The sequence below is a fragment of the Ruegeria sp. ANG10 genome (genome assembly GCF_040705255.1).
In the GTDB taxonomy this organism is placed as follows: domain Bacteria; phylum Pseudomonadota; class Alphaproteobacteria; order Rhodobacterales; family Rhodobacteraceae; genus Ruegeria.
Window position 1 is genome coordinate 1 of sequence record NZ_JBFCVU010000012.1, and the last position, 21,942, is coordinate 21,942.

The 21,942-nt window shown below is 56.1% G+C and carries 20 protein-coding genes and 1 pseudogene; 3 read left to right on the forward strand and 18 right to left on the reverse strand.

The window, feature by feature from the left end:
• Window positions 1-127: pseudogene (locus AB1A64_RS19540) on the forward strand (bifunctional methylenetetrahydrofolate dehydrogenase/methenyltetrahydrofolate cyclohydrolase); the annotation flags it as partial.
• 207 nt (window positions 128-334) lie between these two features.
• A complete protein-coding gene (locus AB1A64_RS19545) occupies window positions 335-1,084 on the forward strand; it encodes a LytTR family DNA-binding domain-containing protein (RefSeq protein WP_366553407.1) in 750 nt (249 codons plus the stop codon).
• 6 nt (window positions 1,085-1,090) lie between these two features.
• On the opposite strand, the gene pdeM is transcribed toward AB1A64_RS19545, so the two are convergent.
• The 15 genes from pdeM to AB1A64_RS19620 all read right to left on the reverse strand — a co-directional run bounded on the left by pdeM (window position 1,091) and on the right by AB1A64_RS19620 (window position 16,624).
• Window positions 1,091-1,753 (reverse strand): ligase-associated DNA damage response endonuclease PdeM, encoded by a 663-nt coding sequence (pdeM, locus tag AB1A64_RS19550; protein WP_366553409.1) that lies wholly within the window; start codon window positions 1,751-1,753, stop codon window positions 1,091-1,093.
• A 41-nt stretch (window positions 1,754-1,794) separates the two neighbouring features.
• Window positions 1,795-4,206 (reverse strand): ligase-associated DNA damage response DEXH box helicase, encoded by a 2,412-nt coding sequence (locus tag AB1A64_RS19555; protein WP_366553411.1) that lies wholly within the window; start codon window positions 4,204-4,206, stop codon window positions 1,795-1,797.
• Window positions 4,207-4,246: 40 nt separating this feature from the next.
• Entirely contained in the window at window positions 4,247-5,554 is a 1,308-nt protein-coding gene (locus AB1A64_RS19560) for an ATPase (RefSeq protein ID WP_170351466.1), read from the reverse strand.
• A gap of 117 nt (window positions 5,555-5,671) precedes the next feature.
• Complete coding sequence (locus AB1A64_RS19565) at window positions 5,672-6,217, reverse strand: prepilin peptidase (RefSeq protein WP_366553413.1); 546 nt, start codon at window positions 6,215-6,217, stop codon at window positions 5,672-5,674.
• A 3-nt stretch (window positions 6,218-6,220) separates the two neighbouring features.
• A complete protein-coding gene (locus AB1A64_RS19570; protein WP_366553415.1) occupies window positions 6,221-7,072 on the reverse strand; it encodes a tetratricopeptide repeat protein in 852 nt (283 codons plus the stop codon).
• 30 nt (window positions 7,073-7,102) lie between these two features.
• Window positions 7,103-7,627, reverse strand: coding sequence for a tetratricopeptide repeat protein (locus AB1A64_RS19575; RefSeq protein WP_366553612.1), 525 nt, complete (start codon window positions 7,625-7,627; stop codon window positions 7,103-7,105).
• 64 nt (window positions 7,628-7,691) lie between these two features.
• The gene (locus tag AB1A64_RS19580; RefSeq protein WP_366553417.1) at window positions 7,692-8,678 is read right to left on the reverse strand and encodes a type II secretion system F family protein; all 987 of its coding nucleotides are present in this window, start codon (window positions 8,676-8,678) and stop codon (window positions 7,692-7,694) included.
• Between the two features lie 10 nt (window positions 8,679-8,688).
• The gene (locus tag AB1A64_RS19585; RefSeq protein WP_366553419.1) at window positions 8,689-9,657 is read right to left on the reverse strand and encodes a type II secretion system F family protein; all 969 of its coding nucleotides are present in this window, start codon (window positions 9,655-9,657) and stop codon (window positions 8,689-8,691) included.
• Between the two features lie 11 nt (window positions 9,658-9,668).
• A complete protein-coding gene (locus tag AB1A64_RS19590; protein WP_366553421.1) occupies window positions 9,669-11,102 on the reverse strand; it encodes an ATPase, T2SS/T4P/T4SS family in 1,434 nt (477 codons plus the stop codon).
• 25 nt (window positions 11,103-11,127) lie between these two features.
• Complete coding sequence (locus AB1A64_RS19595) at window positions 11,128-12,360, reverse strand: AAA family ATPase (RefSeq protein WP_366553423.1); 1,233 nt, start codon at window positions 12,358-12,360, stop codon at window positions 11,128-11,130.
• Window positions 12,361-12,558: 198 nt separating this feature from the next.
• Entirely contained in the window at window positions 12,559-13,185 is a 627-nt protein-coding gene (locus AB1A64_RS19600; protein ID WP_366553425.1) for an OmpA family protein, read from the reverse strand.
• Between the two features lie 16 nt (window positions 13,186-13,201).
• The gene (locus tag AB1A64_RS19605; RefSeq protein WP_366553427.1) at window positions 13,202-14,608 is read right to left on the reverse strand and encodes a type II and III secretion system protein family protein; all 1,407 of its coding nucleotides are present in this window, start codon (window positions 14,606-14,608) and stop codon (window positions 13,202-13,204) included.
• Between the two features lie 192 nt (window positions 14,609-14,800).
• On the reverse strand, window positions 14,801-15,676 hold the full coding sequence (gene cpaB, locus AB1A64_RS19610) for a Flp pilus assembly protein CpaB (RefSeq protein ID WP_366553429.1): 876 nt from the start codon (window positions 15,674-15,676) through the stop codon (window positions 14,801-14,803).
• A 445-nt stretch (window positions 15,677-16,121) separates the two neighbouring features.
• Complete coding sequence (locus tag AB1A64_RS19615) at window positions 16,122-16,331, reverse strand: hypothetical protein (RefSeq protein ID WP_366553431.1); 210 nt, start codon at window positions 16,329-16,331, stop codon at window positions 16,122-16,124.
• An 83-nt stretch (window positions 16,332-16,414) separates the two neighbouring features.
• On the reverse strand, window positions 16,415-16,624 hold the full coding sequence (locus AB1A64_RS19620) for a hypothetical protein (RefSeq protein ID WP_366553433.1): 210 nt from the start codon (window positions 16,622-16,624) through the stop codon (window positions 16,415-16,417).
• A 352-nt stretch (window positions 16,625-16,976) separates the two neighbouring features.
• Here AB1A64_RS19620 and AB1A64_RS19625 point away from each other — a divergent pair, with 352 nt between their 5' ends.
• The gene (locus tag AB1A64_RS19625) at window positions 16,977-17,843 is read left to right on the forward strand and encodes a lytic transglycosylase domain-containing protein (RefSeq protein ID WP_366553435.1); all 867 of its coding nucleotides are present in this window, start codon (window positions 16,977-16,979) and stop codon (window positions 17,841-17,843) included.
• Between the two features lie 42 nt (window positions 17,844-17,885).
• On the opposite strand, the gene AB1A64_RS19630 is transcribed toward AB1A64_RS19625, so the two are convergent.
• From AB1A64_RS19630 to topA, 3 genes are all read right to left on the reverse strand, one after another.
• On the reverse strand, window positions 17,886-18,512 hold the full coding sequence (locus AB1A64_RS19630; RefSeq protein WP_170362510.1) for a CoA transferase subunit B: 627 nt from the start codon (window positions 18,510-18,512) through the stop codon (window positions 17,886-17,888).
• Entirely contained in the window at window positions 18,512-19,216 is a 705-nt protein-coding gene (locus AB1A64_RS19635; protein WP_366553437.1) for a CoA transferase subunit A, read from the reverse strand. Before AB1A64_RS19635 ends, AB1A64_RS19630 begins: the two co-directional genes overlap by 1 nt.
• 101 nt (window positions 19,217-19,317) lie before the next feature.
• A complete protein-coding gene (topA, locus tag AB1A64_RS19640) occupies window positions 19,318-21,936 on the reverse strand; it encodes a type I DNA topoisomerase (protein WP_366553439.1) in 2,619 nt (872 codons plus the stop codon).
• Between the last annotated feature and the right edge of the window lie 6 nt (window positions 21,937-21,942).

The following is a 21,942-nucleotide window of genomic DNA, read 5'->3' on the forward strand; positions in this document are numbered from 1 at the left end:
CGCCGGTGCGATCACACCCGTGCCCGGCGGCGTAGGCCCGATGACCATCGCCTGCCTGCTGGCCAACACGCTGACCGCCTGCTGCCGCGCAAATGCCTTGCCAGAGCCCGAAGGCCTGACGGCTTGACCTCAAGAAAAATAAACCTGAACAAATGGACCAAAGAGCAAACGCTTTTTGGTCCATTTGCTTTCTGAAGATTGAATTAAGTTTCAAGGGCCGGGTTTGAATGTCCGGGGTGTTGGTGATAAATTAGCTATTCCAGCCGGTTACGAGTGCTAGGTGAAAGCCGTATGTAGTTGGGCTGGGACCTGTAGACTTGTTTGTTGAGTATGTATGACCGAAGTGCCCAGACCAATTCTGGCCGAATTCACGTTACGCCGAGTGATTGCAGGCGTTGGTTTCCCGCCCTTGTTGGCCAGTGCATTCCAGCCTTTTCCGGCCATCTACCTGACCTATCCCCAGCGGCTTGTATTTTGGGTCGGAGTACTGGGATTGGCCCTGTGTGTGACCTGGATCGTCAGACGGGTGAGCCAGAAATTCTTCGCAGAGGCCCATTTCAGCTGGCGTGACATTGCGTTGGTTTTCTTCATTCTGGTGCTTTTCGTGCCATCTTTGTGGCTTATGTCCTATCTGCTGTTCTCTGCCGGGGGGCAACAAGCGCCAGATGTTCTGGCGGTGGCCCCTTATGGTGCCCTGTTTGCAACCGGGCTGGTTCTGGCGCGTGGGTATAGTCACGTTGATGGGGCTGTAGAAGATCAGATCGCGCCACCCTCGCCACGCCTGACCAAGCGCCTGCCAGAGCCGTTTTCCGGTCAGATCTATCGACTGACAGTCCGCGACCATGCGGTTGATGTGGTGACTTCAGCAGGGACATTCACCATCCGATCCCGCCTGACTGATGCAATCGCCGAGATGGAGCCGGTACCCGGCCACTGTACGCATCGTTCCCATTGGGTGGCAGACGATGCCATTGTCGGGGTTGAAAAGCTGGACGGAAAAACCTTTTTGCGCCTGAAGAACACCGATCTGGTTCCGATCAGCCGAAAATACAAACCGGGGCTAGAGCTAGACGGCCTTATCTGAGCTGCCCTATCTGGGCATAGGAATGACCCGAGGCTGCGACCCGGTGAGTATGGCCATGGCCTGATCATCCATCAAAGCGTCCAATGTATAATCCGTACTGCGTAACCCGCCAGTATATGTGCCGTAAGCCGGTAGGATCAGCCGCGTCTTGTCCACCAAAAAGGCGGGCCGGGTGATGGATCGCCCACGTGCGTTCAGACGTGCTTTGGGATGGTAGTGACCTGACACCTCGGCTTGCGCTGGTGCCTGCGCGATATGGCGGAAAGTCAGCGCGGCAATCTTACACTCGGACAGATGTGTACCGCCCAGATCAATCGGGCCAGGGTCATGATTGCCCTCGATCCAGATCCAGCGCCGACCAGCCTGTAGGGCCGTGATATCACGCTGTTCTTCCGCTTGCATTGCAACCGAAGCTTCCAGATCGTCGAAACTGTCGCCCAGACAGATTACGGTAGCAGGATTGGTTCTGGCGATATCCGCAGACAGCCGGGTCAGGGTTTCTTGACTGTCATAAGGCGGCAGGCTGGGGCCGCCTAGCCGAGCAATGCGCTCGGACTTACCCAAATGCAGGTCGGATACGCATAGCAGTTGCTGATCCGGCCACCACAAGGCCCCTGATCCCAATGCCTTCAGGGTCTGTCCCGCAAAAGAAAACGCCACTTCGTTCATGGTACGTTCTTTGCGTGTTTCACCTCCGGACGCAAGCGATATCAATCAGGTGTTAACCCGGCGGCCTGCAACAACCGCGCGCTTTCTTCTGCCAGTAGGCGTTCTTCGGCTGCGCCCTTGACCGGAACCTTGCCGACCTCAAGGAACAAAGGGGCGGCAAGTGGCGATACGCGATCCAGCCGCAGCAGATCAATCCGGTCTCCGATTCGGGCGATCATCGCCTCGATCCGACCGAAATCCACCAGCCCGCGCATGGCCTCTTCGCGGGTGATTTGCATCAACAGGTGATCTGGGTCGTATTTCAGCAAAGTGTCATAAAGGATATCCGAGGAAAACGTCGCCTGACGACCGCTTTTGCGTTGTCCGCCCATGTTCCGCTCAATCAGCCCGGCAATCGTGGCCGAGGCGCGAAAGGTCCGTTTCATAACGGCATTTCCGGCTAGCCAAGTCTCAAGCCCGTTACGCAGGGCATCCAGTTGAAACAAAGGCCGCGGGTCGGTCACCGCATCCAGCCCCCAGATCAGCGTGGCATAATCGGTGGCGACAAAACCCAGCGGGGCGAGCCCGGTTTCCTCCATACGTTTGGTTAGCAACAGGCCCAGCGTCTGCTGTGCGTTGCGGCCAGCGAAACCGTAGACGCACAGGTTCTCACGCCCATCATTCGGAAAGCTTTCAATCAGCAACCTGTCGCGTTGGGGAAGGCGGGACATGTCGCGCTGCAAGGCCAACCAGTCGGCTGTGTGTTCCGGCAGTTGTGGCCAGTCAGGCTGGGCAAACATCCGCAGAATCCGTTCACTTAGCTGCGTTGAGGTGGCGAATTTCGTGCCCGAGAAAGTGGCGATCTTCGGTTTGCGGCCGGCGCGGCGGCTGACCTCGACCACCATCTCGCGCAGGCCCTCATAGCGGACAATCTGCCCGCCGATCAGAAAGGTATCTCCGGGCGTTAGAGAGGCGGCAAAGGCCTCTTCCACTTCACCCAGCGGTTTACCTCCGCGGTTGCGTTTCAGACGTACCTTCAGCGTGTCGGTGTCCTGAATGGTGCCCAAGTTCATGCGGATGCGCTGCGCTGCGCGCGGGTCGCGCAGCTGCCATTTCCCGTCTGCGCGCTGTTGCAGGCGCTGCCAGCGATCATAGGCGCGCAGGGCGTAGCCACCGGTCGCGCAGAATTCCAGACAGGCATCGAATTCATCGCGCGTCAGATGCGCGTAGGGTCCGGCGGCGGTCATTTCCGCAAAAAGCGCGCTGGCGTCGAACGGGCCTGCCGAAGCCGCGATCAGGATGTGTTGACACAGCACGTCGCGGGGGCCAGAGCCGCGCGGCTCACCGTCCAGATCATGCGCTTTGGCGGCCTCAAGCGCTGCGACGCATTCTACCACCTCAAAGCGGTTTGCAGGCACCAGCAGGGCCTTGGAGGGCGCGTTATAGCGGTGGTTCGCCCGCCCGATCCGTTGCACCAGTCGTTTTACGTTTTTCGGCGCACCAATTTGGATCACAAGGTCAACATCGCCCCAGTCGATGCCAAGGTCCAGGCTGCCGGTACATACTATGGCGCGCAGATCGCCCCGGACCATGGCGGCCTCGACCCGCTCGCGTTGCTGCCGGTCCAGACTGCCGTGGTGAATGCCGATGGGCAGGCCGTCATCGTTGGCAAGCCACAGATTGTGAAAGAAAATCTCGGCCTGCGCCCGGGTGTTGTGGAAGATCAGGGTCGTCTTGTGTTGTTTGATTTGTTCAAGAACCGCCGGGATCGAATAGGCCGCGCCACCGCCAGACCAGGGAGGCATTTCCTGTGTTTCCAGCATGCGGATATCCGGATCAGGTCCGGGGTCGGCCTGCACAATCTGACAAGGGTCCGGGTGCCGTGCCAGAAAGCGCGCGATGGCCTGTGGATCCTCGACCGTAGCTGAAAGACCGACCCGGCGCAGGTCAGGGCACAGGGTTTGCAGCCGCGCCAAGGCCAGCATCAGCTGATCTCCTCGCTTGCTTTCGGCCAACGCGTGGATTTCGTCGACAATCACCCTTTGCACCCCCGCAAACATCCGAGGCGCGTCCTCGTATGAGGTCAGCAGGGCCAAGCTTTCAGGGGTGGTCAGCAGAATATGGGGCGGGTCGACACGCTGCCGCTTTTTCTGCGTGGCTGAGGTGTCGCCGGTGCGGTCTTCGATCCGAATAGGCAGGCCGATCTCATCCGCAGGGCCGCGCAAGTTGCGGCGGATATCGGCGGCCAGTGCCTTAAGCGGAGACACATAAATCGTGTGCAACCCCTCATGCGTGCCATCTGCAAGTTCCGCCAATGTTGGCAAAAACCCGGCCATTGTCTTACCGCCCCCGGTCGGCGCGATCAGCAACGTGGCCGGGTCCAAGGCCCGGTTGAACATATCTTGCTGATGGGGGTGAATGGACCAGCCCTTGGCGGCAAACCAAGATGTGATCCGGGCGGGAATCTGCGTCATACGCGCAGACTACCCGGCCCTTTACCGAAATGGCACGGCGTTATTTGACGATAGTCTCGTCCTTGACGAACATGTTGGACCACGCGCGGTCGATCAGGTCAGGGCTCATCTGATAGGGGATGCCCTCAAACTCGCAGATCGAGATCATCTGGTCGATCAGGAAGATCGGCTGATAATTCGCGTAGATATTGTTGATGGTCGGGTATTTGACCTTCAAAAGATGGACTAGAGCCGCCTCGTCAAGCGGCATGCCGCGTTTGCGCGCCACCATGGCAAAGATTTTTAGGAAGTTTTCCTGGTTCGGGCCGTCGATCTTGATCTTGAAGAAGATACGGCGCAGGGCCGCTTGGTCGAAGATTTCATTCGGGTGGAAGTTGGTCGAGAAGATGACCAGCGTGTCGAAGGGAACTTCGAACTTTTCACCCGACTGCAGGCCAAGGATATCCTTGTTCTCTTCCAACGGAACAATCCAACGGTTGATCAGGGCCTGCGGGGGTTCCTGCTGACGGCCAAGGTCGTCCACGATGAAGATGCCGCCGGTCGATTTCAACTGCAATGGGGCCTGATAGGTTCGCGCTGTGGGGTTATAAACCAGATCCAGCATGCCCAGGGTCAGTTCACCGCCCGTCACCACGGTCGGGCGTTCACACTGAACATAGCGTGTGTCGAACCGTTTGCGGCGGCGCAGGCTGTTGGGATCGTCCGGTTCCTGTTCGATCGCGGTGTGAACGATCGGGTCGTAAACTGTAATCACCTGACCGGCATATTCTATGGCGAAAGGCACATAGACATTGTCGCCCAAGGCATCGCGAATCCCGTTTGAAATCGAGGATTTACCGTTGCCCGGAGGGCCATACATCAGGACCGAGCGACCGGCGCTGACCGCCGGCCCCAATTGGTCCAAAAGGCTGTCGGGCAGAACCAGGTGGCCCATTGCACCAATCAACTGGTCGCGGGTCACCTGAATGTTGCGGATCGACTGGCGTTTCACCTGTTCACGGTAGACGTCCAGCGGTACGGGCATGGCGCCGAAATATTCTGACTGGCTCAGTGCATCCAGCGCGCGGGCCTTGCCGGCATCAGTTAGCTGATAGCCCATCTCATTGCCGCTGTTGGCATTCAGGGTACCGGTGGCCTCGATCAGCTTTTGCTCGCGGGCCATATCGATGAGTTCTTGGGTGACAGAACCCGGCAGGCAGATCGCTACGGCGATCTCGGACACGGTGTCCACATTCTTGCGAAAGATCGTTTTCAACATGATGTCGCGCATCATGACGATGGGCAGTCTCATTTCGCCCAATCCCTTAGGGGCAGGGGGGGCCATTACCGAAGTTGTCTGCATATTCATGAGCGTCGCCCGTCTATCCAGTATTCGTGCCAATGGCCCCAAAAAGGGCCGCTTAGGGGAAATCTGGCTCGGCTTTGTGGCAGTACCAAGGCGGCGACAAGGCGCGTTAATGATAGTTTACGAACCGTAAACAGTGCCTAAGATCAGGTAAATAGCCAGGCTGCCGCCCAGAGGCAGGCCCATTGGAAAGTGCTTCTTCCTGTTCCAACTTTCCCAATTTGGCGCAACGTTGCGCAACGCGGTATGCATGGCCAGTCGATGCGTGACAAAGGCAGCAAGCGTGGTGGCTGCTAGGATAAACATCACCAGAACCAGATCCCCAGACCAGACAAAAGGTGAGGCGGCGGCCATGAACTTGGCATCCCCGGCACCCAAAACGCCAGCGGCATTAAACAGAATGCCCAAGATTAGCACGGTCACAATATGCAGCAAGTGCCAGACGTAAGGGGGAAGTGCCACCGAGAACGACCAGATCGTAAGTGAGGTCCACTGGGTCGACCACGGGGGCAGCACAAACAACCCGACAATGACGAAAATGACGGCCAGCGCAACAACGGCGTGGTTCTTGATCAGCATGTCCCGCAAGTCTGTGAACGCTACGTAAAAGCAGATCGGCAGAACAAACGGAAGAAACCACAGCGCAGCAAACGCGGGAATACTCATCAATCAGGCATCCTCAAGCGCGCGCAGTGAGCGGACAGCCTCGTCATAATGCTGTGGATGGGTGGCGATGGCTTCGCGGAACAGGTTCTTGGCTGTAGCCACATCCCCTTGCTTGACCGCAGAGATACCCATCGTGTTCAGTAGCCTGGCGCGTTCCACCTGTGTCATGGGAACAACCGGCATGCTGTAATTTCCTTGCGCAGCCCGGGCCAAAACCAGATTGTTCTTGGCCGTGAACAGGGATTGGTCCTGACGGATCGCCTCGGTAAACAGGCGTTCGGCTTCGGCAAACTGGCCGCGTGTCAACTTGGAATAACCCCAATTGTTCATGACACCACCGGGGCGCGTGGTCAGGCCGACTGCGGTTTCATAAAAGTGGTCTGCGCGTTTCCAATCCTGTTTGGAGTCTGCGACCACCGCTTCAAGCCGATACCGTTTGAAGGTTTCATAAGTGGGTGGAATGGTATCCAGAACCGATTTCGCCTGCCCCCAATCTCCAGCGCGCACAAGCGCGTCAGCATATTCGAGCTTGTCGACGTTTCCGGCGCCTTTCATTGTCGTCACCTTTTTCCAGGCGGCGACGGCTTCAGTCGATCGTTTCGCGCGAGACAGGGAAATCGCCAATCCCCGCTGCAGGTCGATCCGACCTGGGTTTTTGGCGGCGGCGCCTTGAAAGTAGGTGACCGCCTCATTCGGATCGGCGGCGGTCAGCAAGACCTCGTTCAGGTTGGTCTCGTCAATGACGTTGACCTCCTGATAGGTACGCTCGACCTTTTCTTCCTCGGTTTCTTTTTCGCAGGCAGAAAGGATCAGCCCGCACATCACGATTGGCGCAATCAAGAATTGTTGGCGCATTTTTTGCGTCCCTTACTGCTCTTGCCTGTTTTACGGGAGCTTGCGCAGCTTGAATTGCCCGTCGCCTTGCTGCTCCAACGTATATTCTTGTTCTTCTGCCGTAGTATTAACAGGATTTTCCATTTTTGCGAGCGCTAAGCGCAGATTGTCCCGGATTGCGTCACTTTCGCCATTGTCCAGCGCAAAGGCCCGCTTGAAAACCTGCGCGGCCTCGGGATATTCGCCCTTTTCGACCAGCACCACGCCCAGATTGTTCCAAGCAACTGGCCAGTCAGGATTGTCCTTGACTGCCCGTCGCAGCAGGGTTTCGGCCTGTCCTAGACGCCTGAGTCCCAGATTGGCCGTGCCCATCGACGTCAGGATTTGTGCTGTCATCCCCTGATTCAATGCGGCGCGGGCAAAAGAATCCAGCGCCAGCTCGTATTCCCCGGCGGCCATCAACCGGTTTCCCACCGTAACTTCGTCCGCCCCTTGACCTTTCGGATCAATTCCGGGGACGTCCAGATCATCTGACGACCCTGTCTCAGTGCAAGAGGCCACCACGGCGATCACCATGGCGGCCTTTAGCATGTGGCGTACACCGTATTGGATGCGCCCAAAATCAGATTTCATTGGGTTATCAACCGGCACCTTGGTTCATAAAGTCTTGGATTCCCTTTGCCGACGGCCCAACCAGAATGACCAACAAAGGCGGAACCGTCAGGATCATAGTGGCAAGTGTCATCTTGGTTGGCAACTTGTTCGCAGCCTCTTCGGCGCGCATAACCCGTTTGTCGCGCATTTCGCTGGCGTATACCCGAAGCGCTTCGGCAATTGAGGTGCCGAATGTGGCGGATTGAATCATGACCGTCACGAATGAACTGACATCCTGCACACCGCAGCGGGTACCGAAATCACGCATAACTGTATCTTTGTCCTTACCGGCCTTCAGTTCATAAGCGACTATCTCGAACTCTTGCGCGATGTCGGGGTAGGAAGTCTTCATTTCGCTCGCAACCCGCACGATGGCCTGATCCAGTGATTGCCCTGCTTCAACACAGACCAGCATAAGGTCCAGCGTGTCAGGAAACCCGGAGGTAATTGCCTCTTTACGTTCCTCGACACGACGGGTGATCCAGTAACGCGGAAGAAAATAGCCAACCCCGGCCGGAATCAACACACGAAGAGCCATTTGTTGACCAGTGAATTCCTGATCACCCGACAATACGGTCACCAGCATGACGCCGATCAAAATGCCCAGAATACCCAATGCGAACTGTGCAAAGTGGAAGAACCGTACCGCATCTTTAGAATGATACCCGGCTTGCCGAAGTTTGAGTTGCATTGCCGAAAGTTCGGCTTCGTTTTGCGGCTCAAGGAACGTTGCGAACTTTTCAAGCTGCTCGTTGCGGCTTGCAGTGCGAAGTTTATCCTTTTTGGATTTCTTATCGAGCTTCGGTGCGGCAGTGGATTTTTGCAGCTTTTTCAGGGGATCCTCTGGCTGGTTCAGCATCAGAGTGACAGCGATCACGATCATGATCAGCCCCAAAGCGCCGACCACAATAAGTGGGCCAAATTCGCCGAGGTACTGTTTGATCAGGTCGTTGATTGGGGCCAGAACTTCCATTGCAATACCCTCAGACCTTAATGTTGGTAAGAACGCGCATCACGATCAGGTTCAGCGTCAGCATGATGCCCACGAAGAAACAGAGCGGGATGAACAGGGGGTGGTCAAGCACGTCGTCATAGTAATTGGGGTCTGTCACCATAATGAACATCAGACAGAACAATGGGAAACCGGACAGAAACTTACCGGACCATTGTGCCTCGGCGGTGATTGCCTTTACGCGCCGGAACAGGCGGAAACGGGCGCGGATCACTTGGGCCAGGCCGGCCAGAATTTCAGCAAGGTTACCGCCAGACTGCTGTTGAATACCAACGGCCACCGCCAGAAAGCGAAGGTCTTGCATGTCCAAGCGCTCAGCCAGGTCATTCAGTGCTTCACCCACGTCGCGGCCATAGGCGCATTCATCGGCGATGACACCAAATTCGGTCCCCAGCGGGTCCTGCACTTCGTTGGCAACAATCTGAACAGATGACACAAACGGGTTACCCACGCGCAAGGATCGGACCATCAGTTCAACCGCGTCAGGCAGTTGCTCTTCCATCATGCCCATGCGTTTACCGGCTTTCCGGCTCACCCAGGTGTAGACACCGCCAACACCGATAAAGACCGACAATGCCACCCGCAGAACCATTTCCGTTGCGGTGCCGATGCTTAGGCCGACAAAAGCAAATCCTGACAACAGGATCATGACCATGATCAGTTGTTTCGGGGTGAATGCAATAGCCGCCTTCTGCGCCTTGTCAGCCAACAACGAATAGAGCGGGATGCTCTGCGTTTTCATATGCTGCTGCATTTCCTTGCGCAGCTGTTCCAGCACCTGTTCCCGTCCGACACCTTTGTCGAGCATATCGAGACGCCGATTTACACGGCTGTTCAGGCTGATGGATTTGCCGAAAGCCACCAGATAGATGCCTTCGACCAGAGCGAACACCGCGACGAAGATCACGACATAGATGAGTGCCTCAACAGGCAGTTGCATTGCCAGATCTCCTACATATTCGTTGGTTCATAGACCGAAGCGGGCAGGTCAAAGCCCCACAGGCGGAAGCGCTCAGAATAGTGGCTGCGCACGCCAGTCGCTGTGAAGTGACCGATGATCTTATTGTCCGGTGTTAGGCCAACGCGTTGAAATTTAAAGATTTCTTGCATCGAGATCACATCGCCTTCCATGCCTGTAATCTCGGTGATTGAGGTCATCCGGCGCGAACCATCCTGCAAACGGCTGGCCTGTACGATCAGGTTTACAGCTGACGAAATCTGGCTTCGCACCGCTTTGATCGGCATTTCGATACCGGCCATCGCGATCATGTTTTCCAGACGTGAAATCCCGTCCCGCGCCGAGTTGGCGTGGATCGTGGTCATCGAACCATCGTGGCCGGTGTTCATGGCCTGCAACATGTCGATCACCTCGGCGCCACGCGTCTCACCCACGATGATGCGGTCAGGACGCATACGCAGGGCGTTTTTCAGACAGTCGCGCGGGCTGACCTCACCTTTGCCTTCGACGTTGGGCGGACGGCTTTCCATCCGACCCACATGGGTCTGTTGCAGCTGAAGTTCCGCCGTATCCTCGATTGTCAGGATGCGTTCTGCGTCATCGATGAAACTGGACAAGGCGTTCAAGGTGGTGGTTTTACCCGAACCCGTACCACCTGAAACGATGATGTTCAGACGGGTCGACACGGCAGCCTGAAGATAAGCGGCCATTTCTTCGGTAAAGGCACCAAAATTCACTAGGTCATCGATGCCCAGCTTGTCTTTTTTGAACTTACGAATTGAGACCAGCGATCCATCCACGGCAATCGGCGGCACCATCGCATTGAAACGCGAACCATCTGCCAAGCGAGCATCAACGTAAGGGTTGGATTCATCGACACGACGTCCCACAGCGGACACGATCTTGTCGATGATCCGCATCAGGTGCTTTTCGTCTTTAAAGGTGATGTCGCTTATTTCCAGCCTACCGTCGCGTTCCACAAAGATCTGTTGCGGTCCGTTGACCAGAATATCGTTGACGGTATCGTCCTGCAGCAAGGTCTCAAGCGGGCCAAGACCCGTCACTTCGTCATACAGTTCCTTGTTCAACTGCGAGCGGTCCTCGCGGTTCAGAACAATATTCCGGGTTTCCAGAATTTCGCTGGCAATCGAGCTGATTTCCGCGCGCAGTTCAGATTCGCCTGCATTTTCGAGCGCCGCTAGGTTCAGGTTTTCCAACAGTTCGCGATGCAGTTCGATCTTGATCTCGCCAAGGCGTTCCTTGCGCTTGCGATCGCGATCTCCGGCCACCGGTTCGGCCGCCTTTTTCTGCACGGGCCGTCGAGCGACGGCATTAGCCGTGGGCTTTTTTTCCGCAACAGGTTCAGGTGCCGCGGCCGGAGTTTGAACCGGCTGCGCTTCGGGCTGTTTCTTGTAACGTGAAAACACGGCGGCTCTCTCCCTTTAGTACTGGTTACGCGGCCTCAGCGTCGCTGCTGCCCAAACTATGAAGCGATTTCGCAAGCTTCGCGATTTCGCGACGCAGCGGATTCTTGGCGGCCGCATTGGCCAGCGGTTGTCCGTGGTCGCCACTCTGCATGACTGGCTTGCCGCCATCCGGCAATTGCAGGTCAATGGAGATACCCAGGCTTTCACCCATCCGTTTGACCCGGCTTTTGCCGTTCAGATCGGTAAATTTCGGTGCCCGATTCAGAGCAAAGCGCAATTTGTTGAAAGGCAATTCCTCGGCCTGCAGTGCTCGTTTCAGGCGTAACGCATTCTGAGCCGAGCGCATGTCCAGCTCAATCATGGCGAAATACACATGTGCAGCCTGAAGAACGGTTTCAGACCAGTGAACCAGCGTCGAGGGCATGTCGACGATCACATAGTCAAAGTTCCGGCGAGCCGTTTCGATCACACGCTGAATATCTTCGGGTGTGATCAGATCAAGCGGTACCATGTCCGAAGGTGCCGTCAGGACCTGCAGTTTTTCTTCATACATTTGAAGGGCTTGTGAGAATACATCGTCATCCATCGATGATGTGTCCGACAGCATTTCAAAGACAGTTTCGCGCCGCGGCAAGTCCAGATAGGTCGAAACCGTGCCGAATTGCAGATCCAGATCCAATAGGCAGACTGATGGCGCGTCTTTGTCTGATACGGTGGCCAATTCCCAGGCCAGGTTGACTGCCATTGTGGTCGAACCGACGCCACCGGCAAGTCCGTGGACCACAAATAGGGCACCTTCTTTCGATTCACCTTGCGCCAAAGGTGCCGTGGCCTGCTGAACGGCAACAGGTTCGGGCTGGTTCATCCGGGCGATAGCTTCCTGCAATTCACCTTCGGGCAGGGGATAGGGGACGAACTCGTCCGCGCCTTTGCGCAGCAGTTGGTGCAGAGACGCCGGAGTGACGTCTTCGGCGATCAGGACGATTTTGATCTTCTTTTCTTTGGCTCGCGTGATGATCTCACCCATCAAGGACAGGTTGTCTTCATCCTCGCCGTCAATCGCCAAGGCGACAAACTCCAAAGAATCGGCATCAGGTTGGCTGAAGAACGCCAGAGCTTCGGCAAAACCGAGATCACCCCATCGTTCCCCCAGTGCGGCCTCCATATCCTCGATCAGAAGGTCGAAATTCTGGACGTCACGGCTGATGGTGCAGGCCAGAATGGCGTTTTTATCATCTTGTGGCGATGCGCTCGTCATTAACACAATCCTTGTCGCGAGAGCCGACCAAGCCAGAGAACCCGAAGATTCTGTCTGGTTCGCTCTTGCCCCGTCGCGGCCAGATTTGGCCGCAGGTCACCTAATTGTTGAAAATTTGGCTTGGAACTTAGGCAAGATTTAGGCGCAAAAGTACCAATTGTAGGGAAATGGGCGACGATGCCGCCCATTTCCTAGGGATTATTCACCACTTTCCTCTGATGAAGTATCTTCACGCTGGATGTAGCTTTCGCGTGTCGCGCTCTCGACATACTCGCGATAGATTACCTCGGCGTACTTGCCATCCAGCAATTGTGAACGATCGATAAAGCCCGATACCTCGGTAACAGTGCGGCGGTTGCGCCGATCGCGGTTAGGCGTTTCGATCAGCGGCCGTGTTTTTCCGAACGACACAACTGCTTCCAGCCGGGACCGAGAAATTCCTTGGCGTGTCAGGAAGGCGACGGCTGCGTTTGCACGTCGCTGTCCAAGGCTTTGGTTATACGCTTGTGATCCAACGGCGTCGGTGTGCCCATAAACACGGAACCGTGCCTCAGGAAACTGTTTGATCCAGTCAGCTTGCCGCAAAAGAATCCGCTGCGCCGATTCGTCCAGCTGCGAGCTGTTGAAATCAAAGTTGATCTGCGTCGGAACCTCGGCCGCAAACCGCTGGCCCAGAATCTCTGCGTAGGTCAATTCGCCGTTCAGAACCTGGACGTTGTTCAGGGTCGCGTTTCCGAATGCGCCTTGGTCTACTTCATATCCGGCTTCGCGCGTACATGCGGCGACAGCGACCGAAAGACCCAGTGTGAGTATCCACTTCTGCATTGGTCCTATCCTCCTATCAATCCAGAACGTAGCCGTAGGAGCTGCCAAAGTCCTGCCTGGCCACTTCTGAAGCTGCACCAGCCCCCGGACGCGTTGTACGGCCAACTTTGCCGTTCACGAACAGATCAAATTCGCTGGGCGGTTTGACCCGATCGGTCGGCAGTGCAAGTGCTTCACCGCGAGTCGGTGACACAAGATGCGCGGTGACAATAATAACCAGTTCACTTTGCGCGCGCTGATACTGCGCACTACGGAACAGCGAACCCAGCACCGGCACATCGCCGAGCCATGGAATCTGGCTGTTCAGGTCGGTGAAATCGTCCTGAATCAGTCCCGCGATCGCAAAGCTTTCACCATCCCGCAGTTCAACCGTTGTTTTAGTTGTGCGCGTGACAAATGTCGGTACGGATGTTCCAGCGATCGAGAAGTCAGAGTTTGGATCGATAGCGGAAACGGACGTACCCATCTCAAGGTTGATCAGATCGCCGTCGACGACACGTGGAGTGAACAGAACCTGTACACCAAAGGCCCGATACTCAATGGCAATGTTGCCATCTTCTGCGGGCACCGGAATTGGAACCTCGCCACCAGCCAGGAATTCCGCCTCCTGACCCGACAGGGCAGACAGGTTGGGTTCCGCAAGACTGCGGGCAAGTCCTTTGTTTTCAAGTGCTTCCAGTAGCAGGCGAACCTGAGTGGAGCCAGCACCGAAGCCGAACAGAATTGCGCCGTTGTTGGTTTGCACGAACGGAATGTTGCCGTTTAACGCGTTGGTCAATGCGCCTTGGGTGTTTAGACCATTGAATCCACCGGTCACATCTGTGCCCGAGAAACCAAGCGAAGCCGTCAAACTTTTCGCTACCGAGCGGTTCATCTCGGCAAAACGGACTTTCAGCATGACTTGTTGCACGCCACCAACTGACATGAGGTTTGAAACACGCTCGGGCGCGTAACGTTCCGCCAATTCCAGTGCCCGCGCCAGTTTTGCGCTGCTTGAAATTGTACCTGAAAGTACGATTCCGTCATTGGCCGTACGCACTTCGATCGGCTCACCAGGCAAAATCTGAACCAAACGCTCTTTGAATTCAGATACATCCGGAGATACGCGAACCCGAACGTTCGCCAGCAGGTTGCCGGCACCGTCGAACAGGGTCAGCGTGGTCAGACCCGGAGCCTTACCCAACACATAAATAGTACGATCCGAAAGCGACGAGATGTCAGCGATGCCGGCATTGGCAATGCTAAGCTCGGCGAAGGGTTCTTCGCTCTCCACTACAATTGCGCGGTTCATCGGAACATCCAGCGTTTCCGCTGAACCGTTTTTCACCACGCGCAAAGTTTCAGCCCAGGCCGTATGGCCGACCGGACCAACTATAAGCGCCAACCCCAGTAGGGTTGCGCTGATCCAAGTACGTATTGTCATGTGACCTGCCTCTCCGATCACGCCTCGTTTTTTGGGTCTATGCCCTATGTCAGGCAACACTGCGCGAATTACGAATTTATTGCAATAATCAAGGGTTTCTGGAATTTTCCTTATGTGGACAATGCGCAACATGCATAACGAAACAAGCCGCGCAGTTGGCGCGGCTTGTATTGGTAAATCTCTGATTTAACGTCAGTTTGTGCAAGGAATTTCGGTTTGCACAATTTCTCCGCTACGTCGAACTCTCGTGTAGCATTTCCGTTCTTCAGCCTGAACCGGGGCGGGGGCTGCTTCTTTGATTCCCAACAGTTTTCGCTGGTCCACTTCAACCGCACTTGCGATTGTGTCGTCCTGCACCCCAACCAAGGCCAAAGACAAACGACCTGTGTTCTGTGCCTGAGCCAAAGCCGCGATTACCTCCGGGGTGGCTGCCACTGTCACAGTACGCGCAATTGTTGTGCCTGTCAGATCTGAGCCCGCGGATTGGTCAATCGCGACCAATTCAATGTTGGTCTGAATCAGACGGGTGATTTCGCCACCCCCGCCCTCAAATTCCCTGTCGACCGTTCCAGTCCAGTAAACATCCACGCTGTCACCGGGGCGCAGAAACCCTGAAACGCCAGACGCAACGTCAACGCTGATCGCGAAGGCGCGTTTACCTTTTGCAATCCTTGAGGTCAGACCAGCGGCCTCCCCAGGATTGGTGACTTTGACGACCATGAGAGCCTCGTCTTTTTCCATCGCTCTCAGAACGAATCGGTCCCCTTTAGCGTCTTCAGGAAACAAAACGGCCATGTCCACGAAGCTGCCTTCCGGGATTGCTTCGTCAGGCCAGTTGACGACGCGAACGTCTTCCTTGGTCAGACGCTCTCCGTATTTCATGGCTCGGTTGGTTACAAAAACGCCAGTAGTCCCTTCCAGGGCGGCATTTTCCAACGCTTGTTGCGCGGCCAGGCGTTCTCGGGCGAGTTGGTCCTGATGCTGTGCGATGTAGTCGCGCGCCAAATAGACGGCACCTCCGGCCAAAGCCACCCCGACAATCAGGACAAGTCCAAATACTGCACGCATTCACGTCCCCTCGTATCTTTCTATGTTGGTTTGTTCGTCACACGTTTTATGACGAAGGTCGATCTTTATTAATGCGAGATTGTGTCGAAAAATGGGACAATATTAGAAAAAATTCCCGTCCGTTGTTTTTGTGCCGGGCAGGTAATCGATTGATCAGGTGTCGGGCTCGTCAAAGCAAATATTGGTCTCGCGTGGCTCAACATGTCTGAGTGCTTAACCGAAGGTGGCATCCGTTTTTCTGAGCTGGCTAACCGGAATAGGTGAAAACTATTGTGCCGAAACTGGCAATCCCGGCGGGCAAGTCGTCTTTTCGACAGCGGTATCCCTGTCTTTTTTGCTTTGTAAACTTCGAACATGTCTTTCATTGCGGCACATGTTTCAGATTCAAAATGGGGCCCTGCTGCAAAGAGCAAGGCCCCAGCTAAACTCTGAAAATTGGGGAAATTTAGTCGCCAGGGTTCAGGTCAGGTGTCAGAACTTCAGCCGATGCTGACGTAAGTGCGTCTCCTGTGGCAACATCCATTTGATCAATAGGTTGGCCCAGAGACGTGATTACTATTGTGCCGAAACCGGCTATCACGGCAGTCAGAACGACCCAGTCGACCGTAATCGCCCCATCTTCATGGCTCAGGAAACTTCGGAAACTGTTTATCATTGAGGCACCTGTCGCCAGTTAAAAAAAAATGGGGCCATGCCAAAAGAAGCAAGGCCCCACCCAAACTCGGAAGATCGGAGTTATTAGTCGCCTGGGTTCACGTCAGGTGTCTGAACGTTACCCGATGCAGTTGTCAGGTTGGTGCCAACAGCGTCGGAAATGTCTGTGGTGCCTGCGCCGATTGCGTTATAGGCAACTGCTGCCAGACCGACGACTGCTGCGGTCAGAACGACCCAGTCAACTGTTACGGCACCGTCTTCGTCTTTGCGGAAGTTCTTGATGAACTTGATCATGTTACGTCCCTCCTAAAGGATCAAAAGTCAAATAAACCTCGGGGTCTATCAGAGCTTTCTCTCTCAGTCCGCTCCCGACCGTCTCGGTATGGCACTATGATTGCCTGTCAGGCGTGGCAGGAATTGGGCTAAACACCATTTTTTTCCTTTTCCGCTTAACTTTTTGGTAGTTTTTCTTTCAAGATATTGAAAATAAACAATTAAAAATTCATTACTGATTGAGGTGTTCTGTGTTGCCGATGCAAAATTGCGCCAAATGAGGCGAAATTGCCCCATTTCGACGTGTTTCTCTGGCTTTACAACGGGATTCGCGGTTCAAATCCCGTAAAAGAAAAAACATGAGGCAGGCAAAATGAAACTCCGGGACGCAATGATCTGCGCCGGCACGTTGGCTTTGATGACGTCAGGGCCCTTGCCCGCTATCGCGAATGAAGTTGAACCCAGGGGCGTATATAAAAGAGTAAAGCCCCCCAAACCGGGGACGCGACCCAAGATAACGGTTCAGATTTCGCCTGAAGAACATGCATCGGCGCCCTTCGCGCCGAGCACCGGGGCCGAGCTCGTTATTCCCGAGATCGTCAAACGCGCCAAGGTTGTACCCCCAAGTGTTCCGGGGAACGGATCGCAAAACAATCCGGTTGGTTCTTACAAGGCTTTCTGGGATAAAATCTCACCTGCTTTGGCCGAGGCAGGAGCCTGGCGGTTGGATGCAGCCATAAACGCGCTGGCCGCGACCAATGTGGCCTCGCCGCGTTTGCAGACGCTCCAGAACATCGCGCAACAACAAGGGATCGAGATTCTGCGCTCGACCGTAGGAACAAATGTATCGCCGGCATTGGTACTGGCCGTGATTTCGGTTGAATCTGCAGGTCGTGAGAATGCGGTCAGCTCAGCCGGGGCGCAGGGGTTGATGCAGTTGATGCCAGCCACCGCCAAACGATTTGGCGTTAAGGACAGCTTGCAGCCGTCTCAGAATATCTCGGGCGGTGTGAAATACCTGAACTGGTTGATGGAAGAATTTGGAAATGATCCGATCCTAGTGCTGGCCGGATATAATGCGGGTGAAGGTGCTGTGCGCAAGCACAGCGGAGTTCCCCCTTATGCCGAGACGCGGGATTACGTGCCCAAAGTCCTTGCGGCCTTTCAGATCGCCAAGGCCCTGTGTTCAACCCCGCCCGAGCTGATCTCGGATGGCTGTGTGTTCCAAACATTGAATTGATAGAGGCCCGCCAGAACCGGCGGGCCTTTTCAATCTAGCGGATTAGTTGACGATCTTGGCCTCGGTGGCGGCGCGAATCTCGTCTTCGGTTACACCTTCGGCGATTTCGACGATCTTCAGGCCACCGTCGACCACATCCAGAACACCCAGATTGGTAATGATGCGATCCACCACTTGTTTCCCAGTCAGGGGCAGGGTGCATTTCCTCAGCAGCTTGGATTTGCCGTGCTTGTTAGTGTGATCCATCACAACGATCACGCGGCCAACACCGGCCACAAGGTCCATCGCACCGCCCATGCCCTTGACCAGAACGCCGGGAATCATCCAGTTGGCCAGATCACCTTCCTCATCAACCTCCATAGCGCCCAGAACGGCCGCGGCGATCTTACCGCCCCGGATCATCGCAAAGGATGTGGCGCTGTCGAAATAGGACGTGCGCGACAATTCGGTGATCGTCTGTTTGCCTGCGTTGATCAGGTCGGGGTCTTCTTCACCTTCGAACGGGAAGGGGCCCATGCCCAGCATGCCGTTCTCGGATTGCAGGGTGATGTCCTTGTCGCCCACATAGTTCGCCACCAGCGTCGGAATCCCGATACCGAGGTTCACATACATGCCGTCTTCCAGCTCTTGCGCCGCGCGGGCGGCCATCTGATTGCGGTCCCAGGGCATTATGCTTCCTCCTTCTTGCGGGTGGTGCGCTGTTCGATGCGCTTTTCGTGATCGCCCTGAAAGATCCGGTTCACGTAGATGCCGGGCAGGTGGATCTGGTCGGGGTCCAACGAACCGCGTGGCACGATCTCTTCGACTTCGGCGATGCAAACCTTGCCGCAAGTCGCTGCGGGCACATTAAAGTTGCGGGCGGTCTTGCGGAAGATCAGGTTGCCGGTGTCGTCGGCCTTCCATGCCTTGACGATGGCCAGATCGGCAAAGATGCCTTCTTCCATGATATAGGTTTCGCCGTTGAAGTCCTTATGCTCTTTGCCCTCAGCGATCACGGTGCCAACACCGGTTTTAGTATAGAAGCCGGGGATGCCTGCACCACCGGCGCGCATACGCTCGGCCAGGGTGCCTTGCGGGTTAAATTCCAATTCCAGCTCACCAGCCAGGTACTGACGCATGAATTCCGCGTTCTCGCCGACATATGAGCTGATCATCTTCTTGACCTGCTTGGTCTGCAGCAGGATGCCGATGCCGAAATCGTCGACGCCCGCATTGTTCGAAGCAAAGGTCAGGTCCTGAGCGCCCGACTCCTTGATCGCCTCCAACAGCAATTCAGGAATACCGCACAGGCCGAACCCGCCTGCCGCGATCATCATGCCATCCGACAACACCCCATCAAGCGCTTCGGTGGCATTGGCATAGATTTTCTTCATGGAAAACTCCCCCAATGACATGGTGATGGGCAGGTTGTGCCGCCACGTCACGGGGAAGTCAACGAATCCAAGGGGGTGGTGGTATTTCTACCTAGCCACTCTTAAGTGGCCGCCTTCTTGGTTGTTTTCTTGGCTGCCGCTTTTTTCTTGGGTGCGGCCTTTTTCTTAGTACCCTTCTTGGCGGCCCGCTCATTGACCAGCTCGATGGCCATTTCCTGCGTCACGTCTTCGGGCTTGATATCCTTGGGAATGGTGGCATTGACCTTTTCCCATTTCACATATGGCCCATAACGCCCGTCAAGAACCTGCATCGCGCCGCCATCGGGGTGTTCGCCCAGCTCTTTAAGCGGCTTGGCAGCGGCCCTGCGCCCGCGCCCTGGATTGGCGCGCTTCTCGGCCAGCGTTTCAACCGCGCGGTTCATGCCGATCTCGAACACATCGTTCGGGTCCTTGAGGTTGGCATAGACCGGCTTTGCCTCCTCGGGCAATTGGTGCATCAGATATGGTCCAAACCGCCCGAAATTCGAGCTGATCATGCCGCCCTCGGGGTGTTCGCCGATCTGGCGGGGCAGGGACAGCAGCGTCAGCGCCTTGTCCAGATCCATGTCGTCCTTGCTCCACCCGCGGGGCAGGGATGCACGGGGCGGCTTCTTGTTTTCGGGCGTGGGTTCGCCGCGCTGAACGTAAGGACCGAACCGGCCGGATTTCAGCCAGATCTCATCACCTGCATCCTCACCCAGCAGACGCTCGTCGCCTTCGGCCCCTTCGCCCGCGATGGGGCGGGTATAGGTGCATTCGGGGTAGTTGCCGCAGCCCACAAACCCGCCGGTGCGCGAGGTTTTCAGGTGCAACTGGCCCACGCCGCATTTCGGGCAGACGCGCGGGTCCGACCCATCCTCGCGCGGAGGGTACAATTGCGGCGCCAGCGCCTCGTCCAACTTGTCCAGCACTTCGGAAATTCGCAGATCCGATGTCTCGCCAATGGCGGCCGAGAAATCGCGCCAGAACTTGCCCAACAAGTCCTTATAGTCGCGGTCCCCAGCACTGACATCATCCAGCTGTTCCTCCAGATTGGCGGTGAACTCATAGCCAACATATTGTCGGAAGAAATTCAGCAGAAAGATCGTTACGATCCGGCCTTTCTCTTCGGGGATCAGACGGTTCTTGTCCTTGCGTACATATTCCCTGTCCTGAATCGTGGTCACGATTGAGGCATAGGTCGAGGGGCGCCCGATCCCCAACTCTTCCATCCGTTTGACCAAGGTGGCCTCAGTATAGCGCGGCGGCGGCTGGGTGTGGTGTTGCAAGGCCAGAACGGATTCGTTGTCGGACAGGATAGCGGCCTTGTCCTCGGCCTTGGTGAACTGATCCTTCAGCGAGGTCTTGGCAAAGGGTGCCGGATCGCCTTGCATAATCTGCGGCAGGCGCTTCTCGTCGTCATCGGCCACATCGTCACGGCCCTCTTCATAAACACGCATGAAGCCGTCAAACAACACCACCTGACCGGTGGCGCGCAGGCCAACCTGGCCGTCGGCGCTGCCAACCTCAACCGTTGTTCTTTCCAGTCGCGCGGCGGCCATTTGACAGGCGATGGTGCGTTTCCAGATCAAGTCATACAGCTTTCGCTGATCCTCATCCGTAACCTTCAAAGCCTTGGCATCCCGCGACATATCCGTCGGGCGGATACATTCGTGCGCTTCCTGTGCGTTCTTGGCCTTGTTCTTGTAGATACGCGGGCTGTCCGGCACATATTCCGCGCCATACCGGTCAGCAATTGTGTCACGGGTGGCAGCCACGGCTTCGGGCGCCATGTCGATACCATCGGTCCGCATATAAGTGATGTAACCCGCCTCATACAGCCGTTGCGCCACCTGCATGGCATGGCGGGCACCCATGCCAAACTTGCGGCTGGCCTCTTGTTGCAGGGTCGAGGTCATGAACGGTGCGCTGGGGTTGCGCGCGGCGGGCTTGGCTTCGACTGAGGTAACGCTGAGCGCGCGGCTGGTGATCGCCTGAACCGCCAGTTCCGCCTGCGTGGCGTTGGCCAAGTCATGCCTGTCCAGCTTTTTACCGGCCAGAGTGACCAAGCGGGCCTCATAGGTCTGGCCACGCGGCGTTTCAAACAGCGCACGCACCGACCAGTATTCGACAGGTTTGAAAGCCTCGATCTCCATCTCGCGCTCGACGATCAAGCGCAGACAGACTGATTGTACACGTCCTGCCGATTTCGCGCCCGGCAGTTTGCGCCACAAAACCGGAGACAGGTTGAACCCGACCAGATAATCCAGCGCGCGGCGGGCCAGATACGCCTCAACCAGCGGCATGTCGACCTCACGCGGGTTCTGCATCGCCTCGGTCACCGCGTCTTTGGTGATGGCGTTGAAGGTCACGCGACTGACGGGCGTGTCCTTCTTGATCGATCGGCGCTTGGTCAGCGCCTCTTGCAGGTGCCAACTGATCGCCTCGCCCTCACGATCGGGGTCAGTGGCAAGGATCAGGGCGTTGTCTTCTTTCAGGGCGTCGGCGATGGCTTTGACGTGTTTGCGGCTGTCATTGCCAACCTCCCATTTCATCGCAAATTCGTGCTCGGGGTCGACGGAACCGTCCTTGGGCGGCAGGTCGCGAACATGACCATAAGATGCCAGGACAGTGTAATCAGGGCCAAGGTATTTGTTGATTGTTTTGGCTTTGGCCGGGGATTCTACAACAACAACAGGCATTTAAGG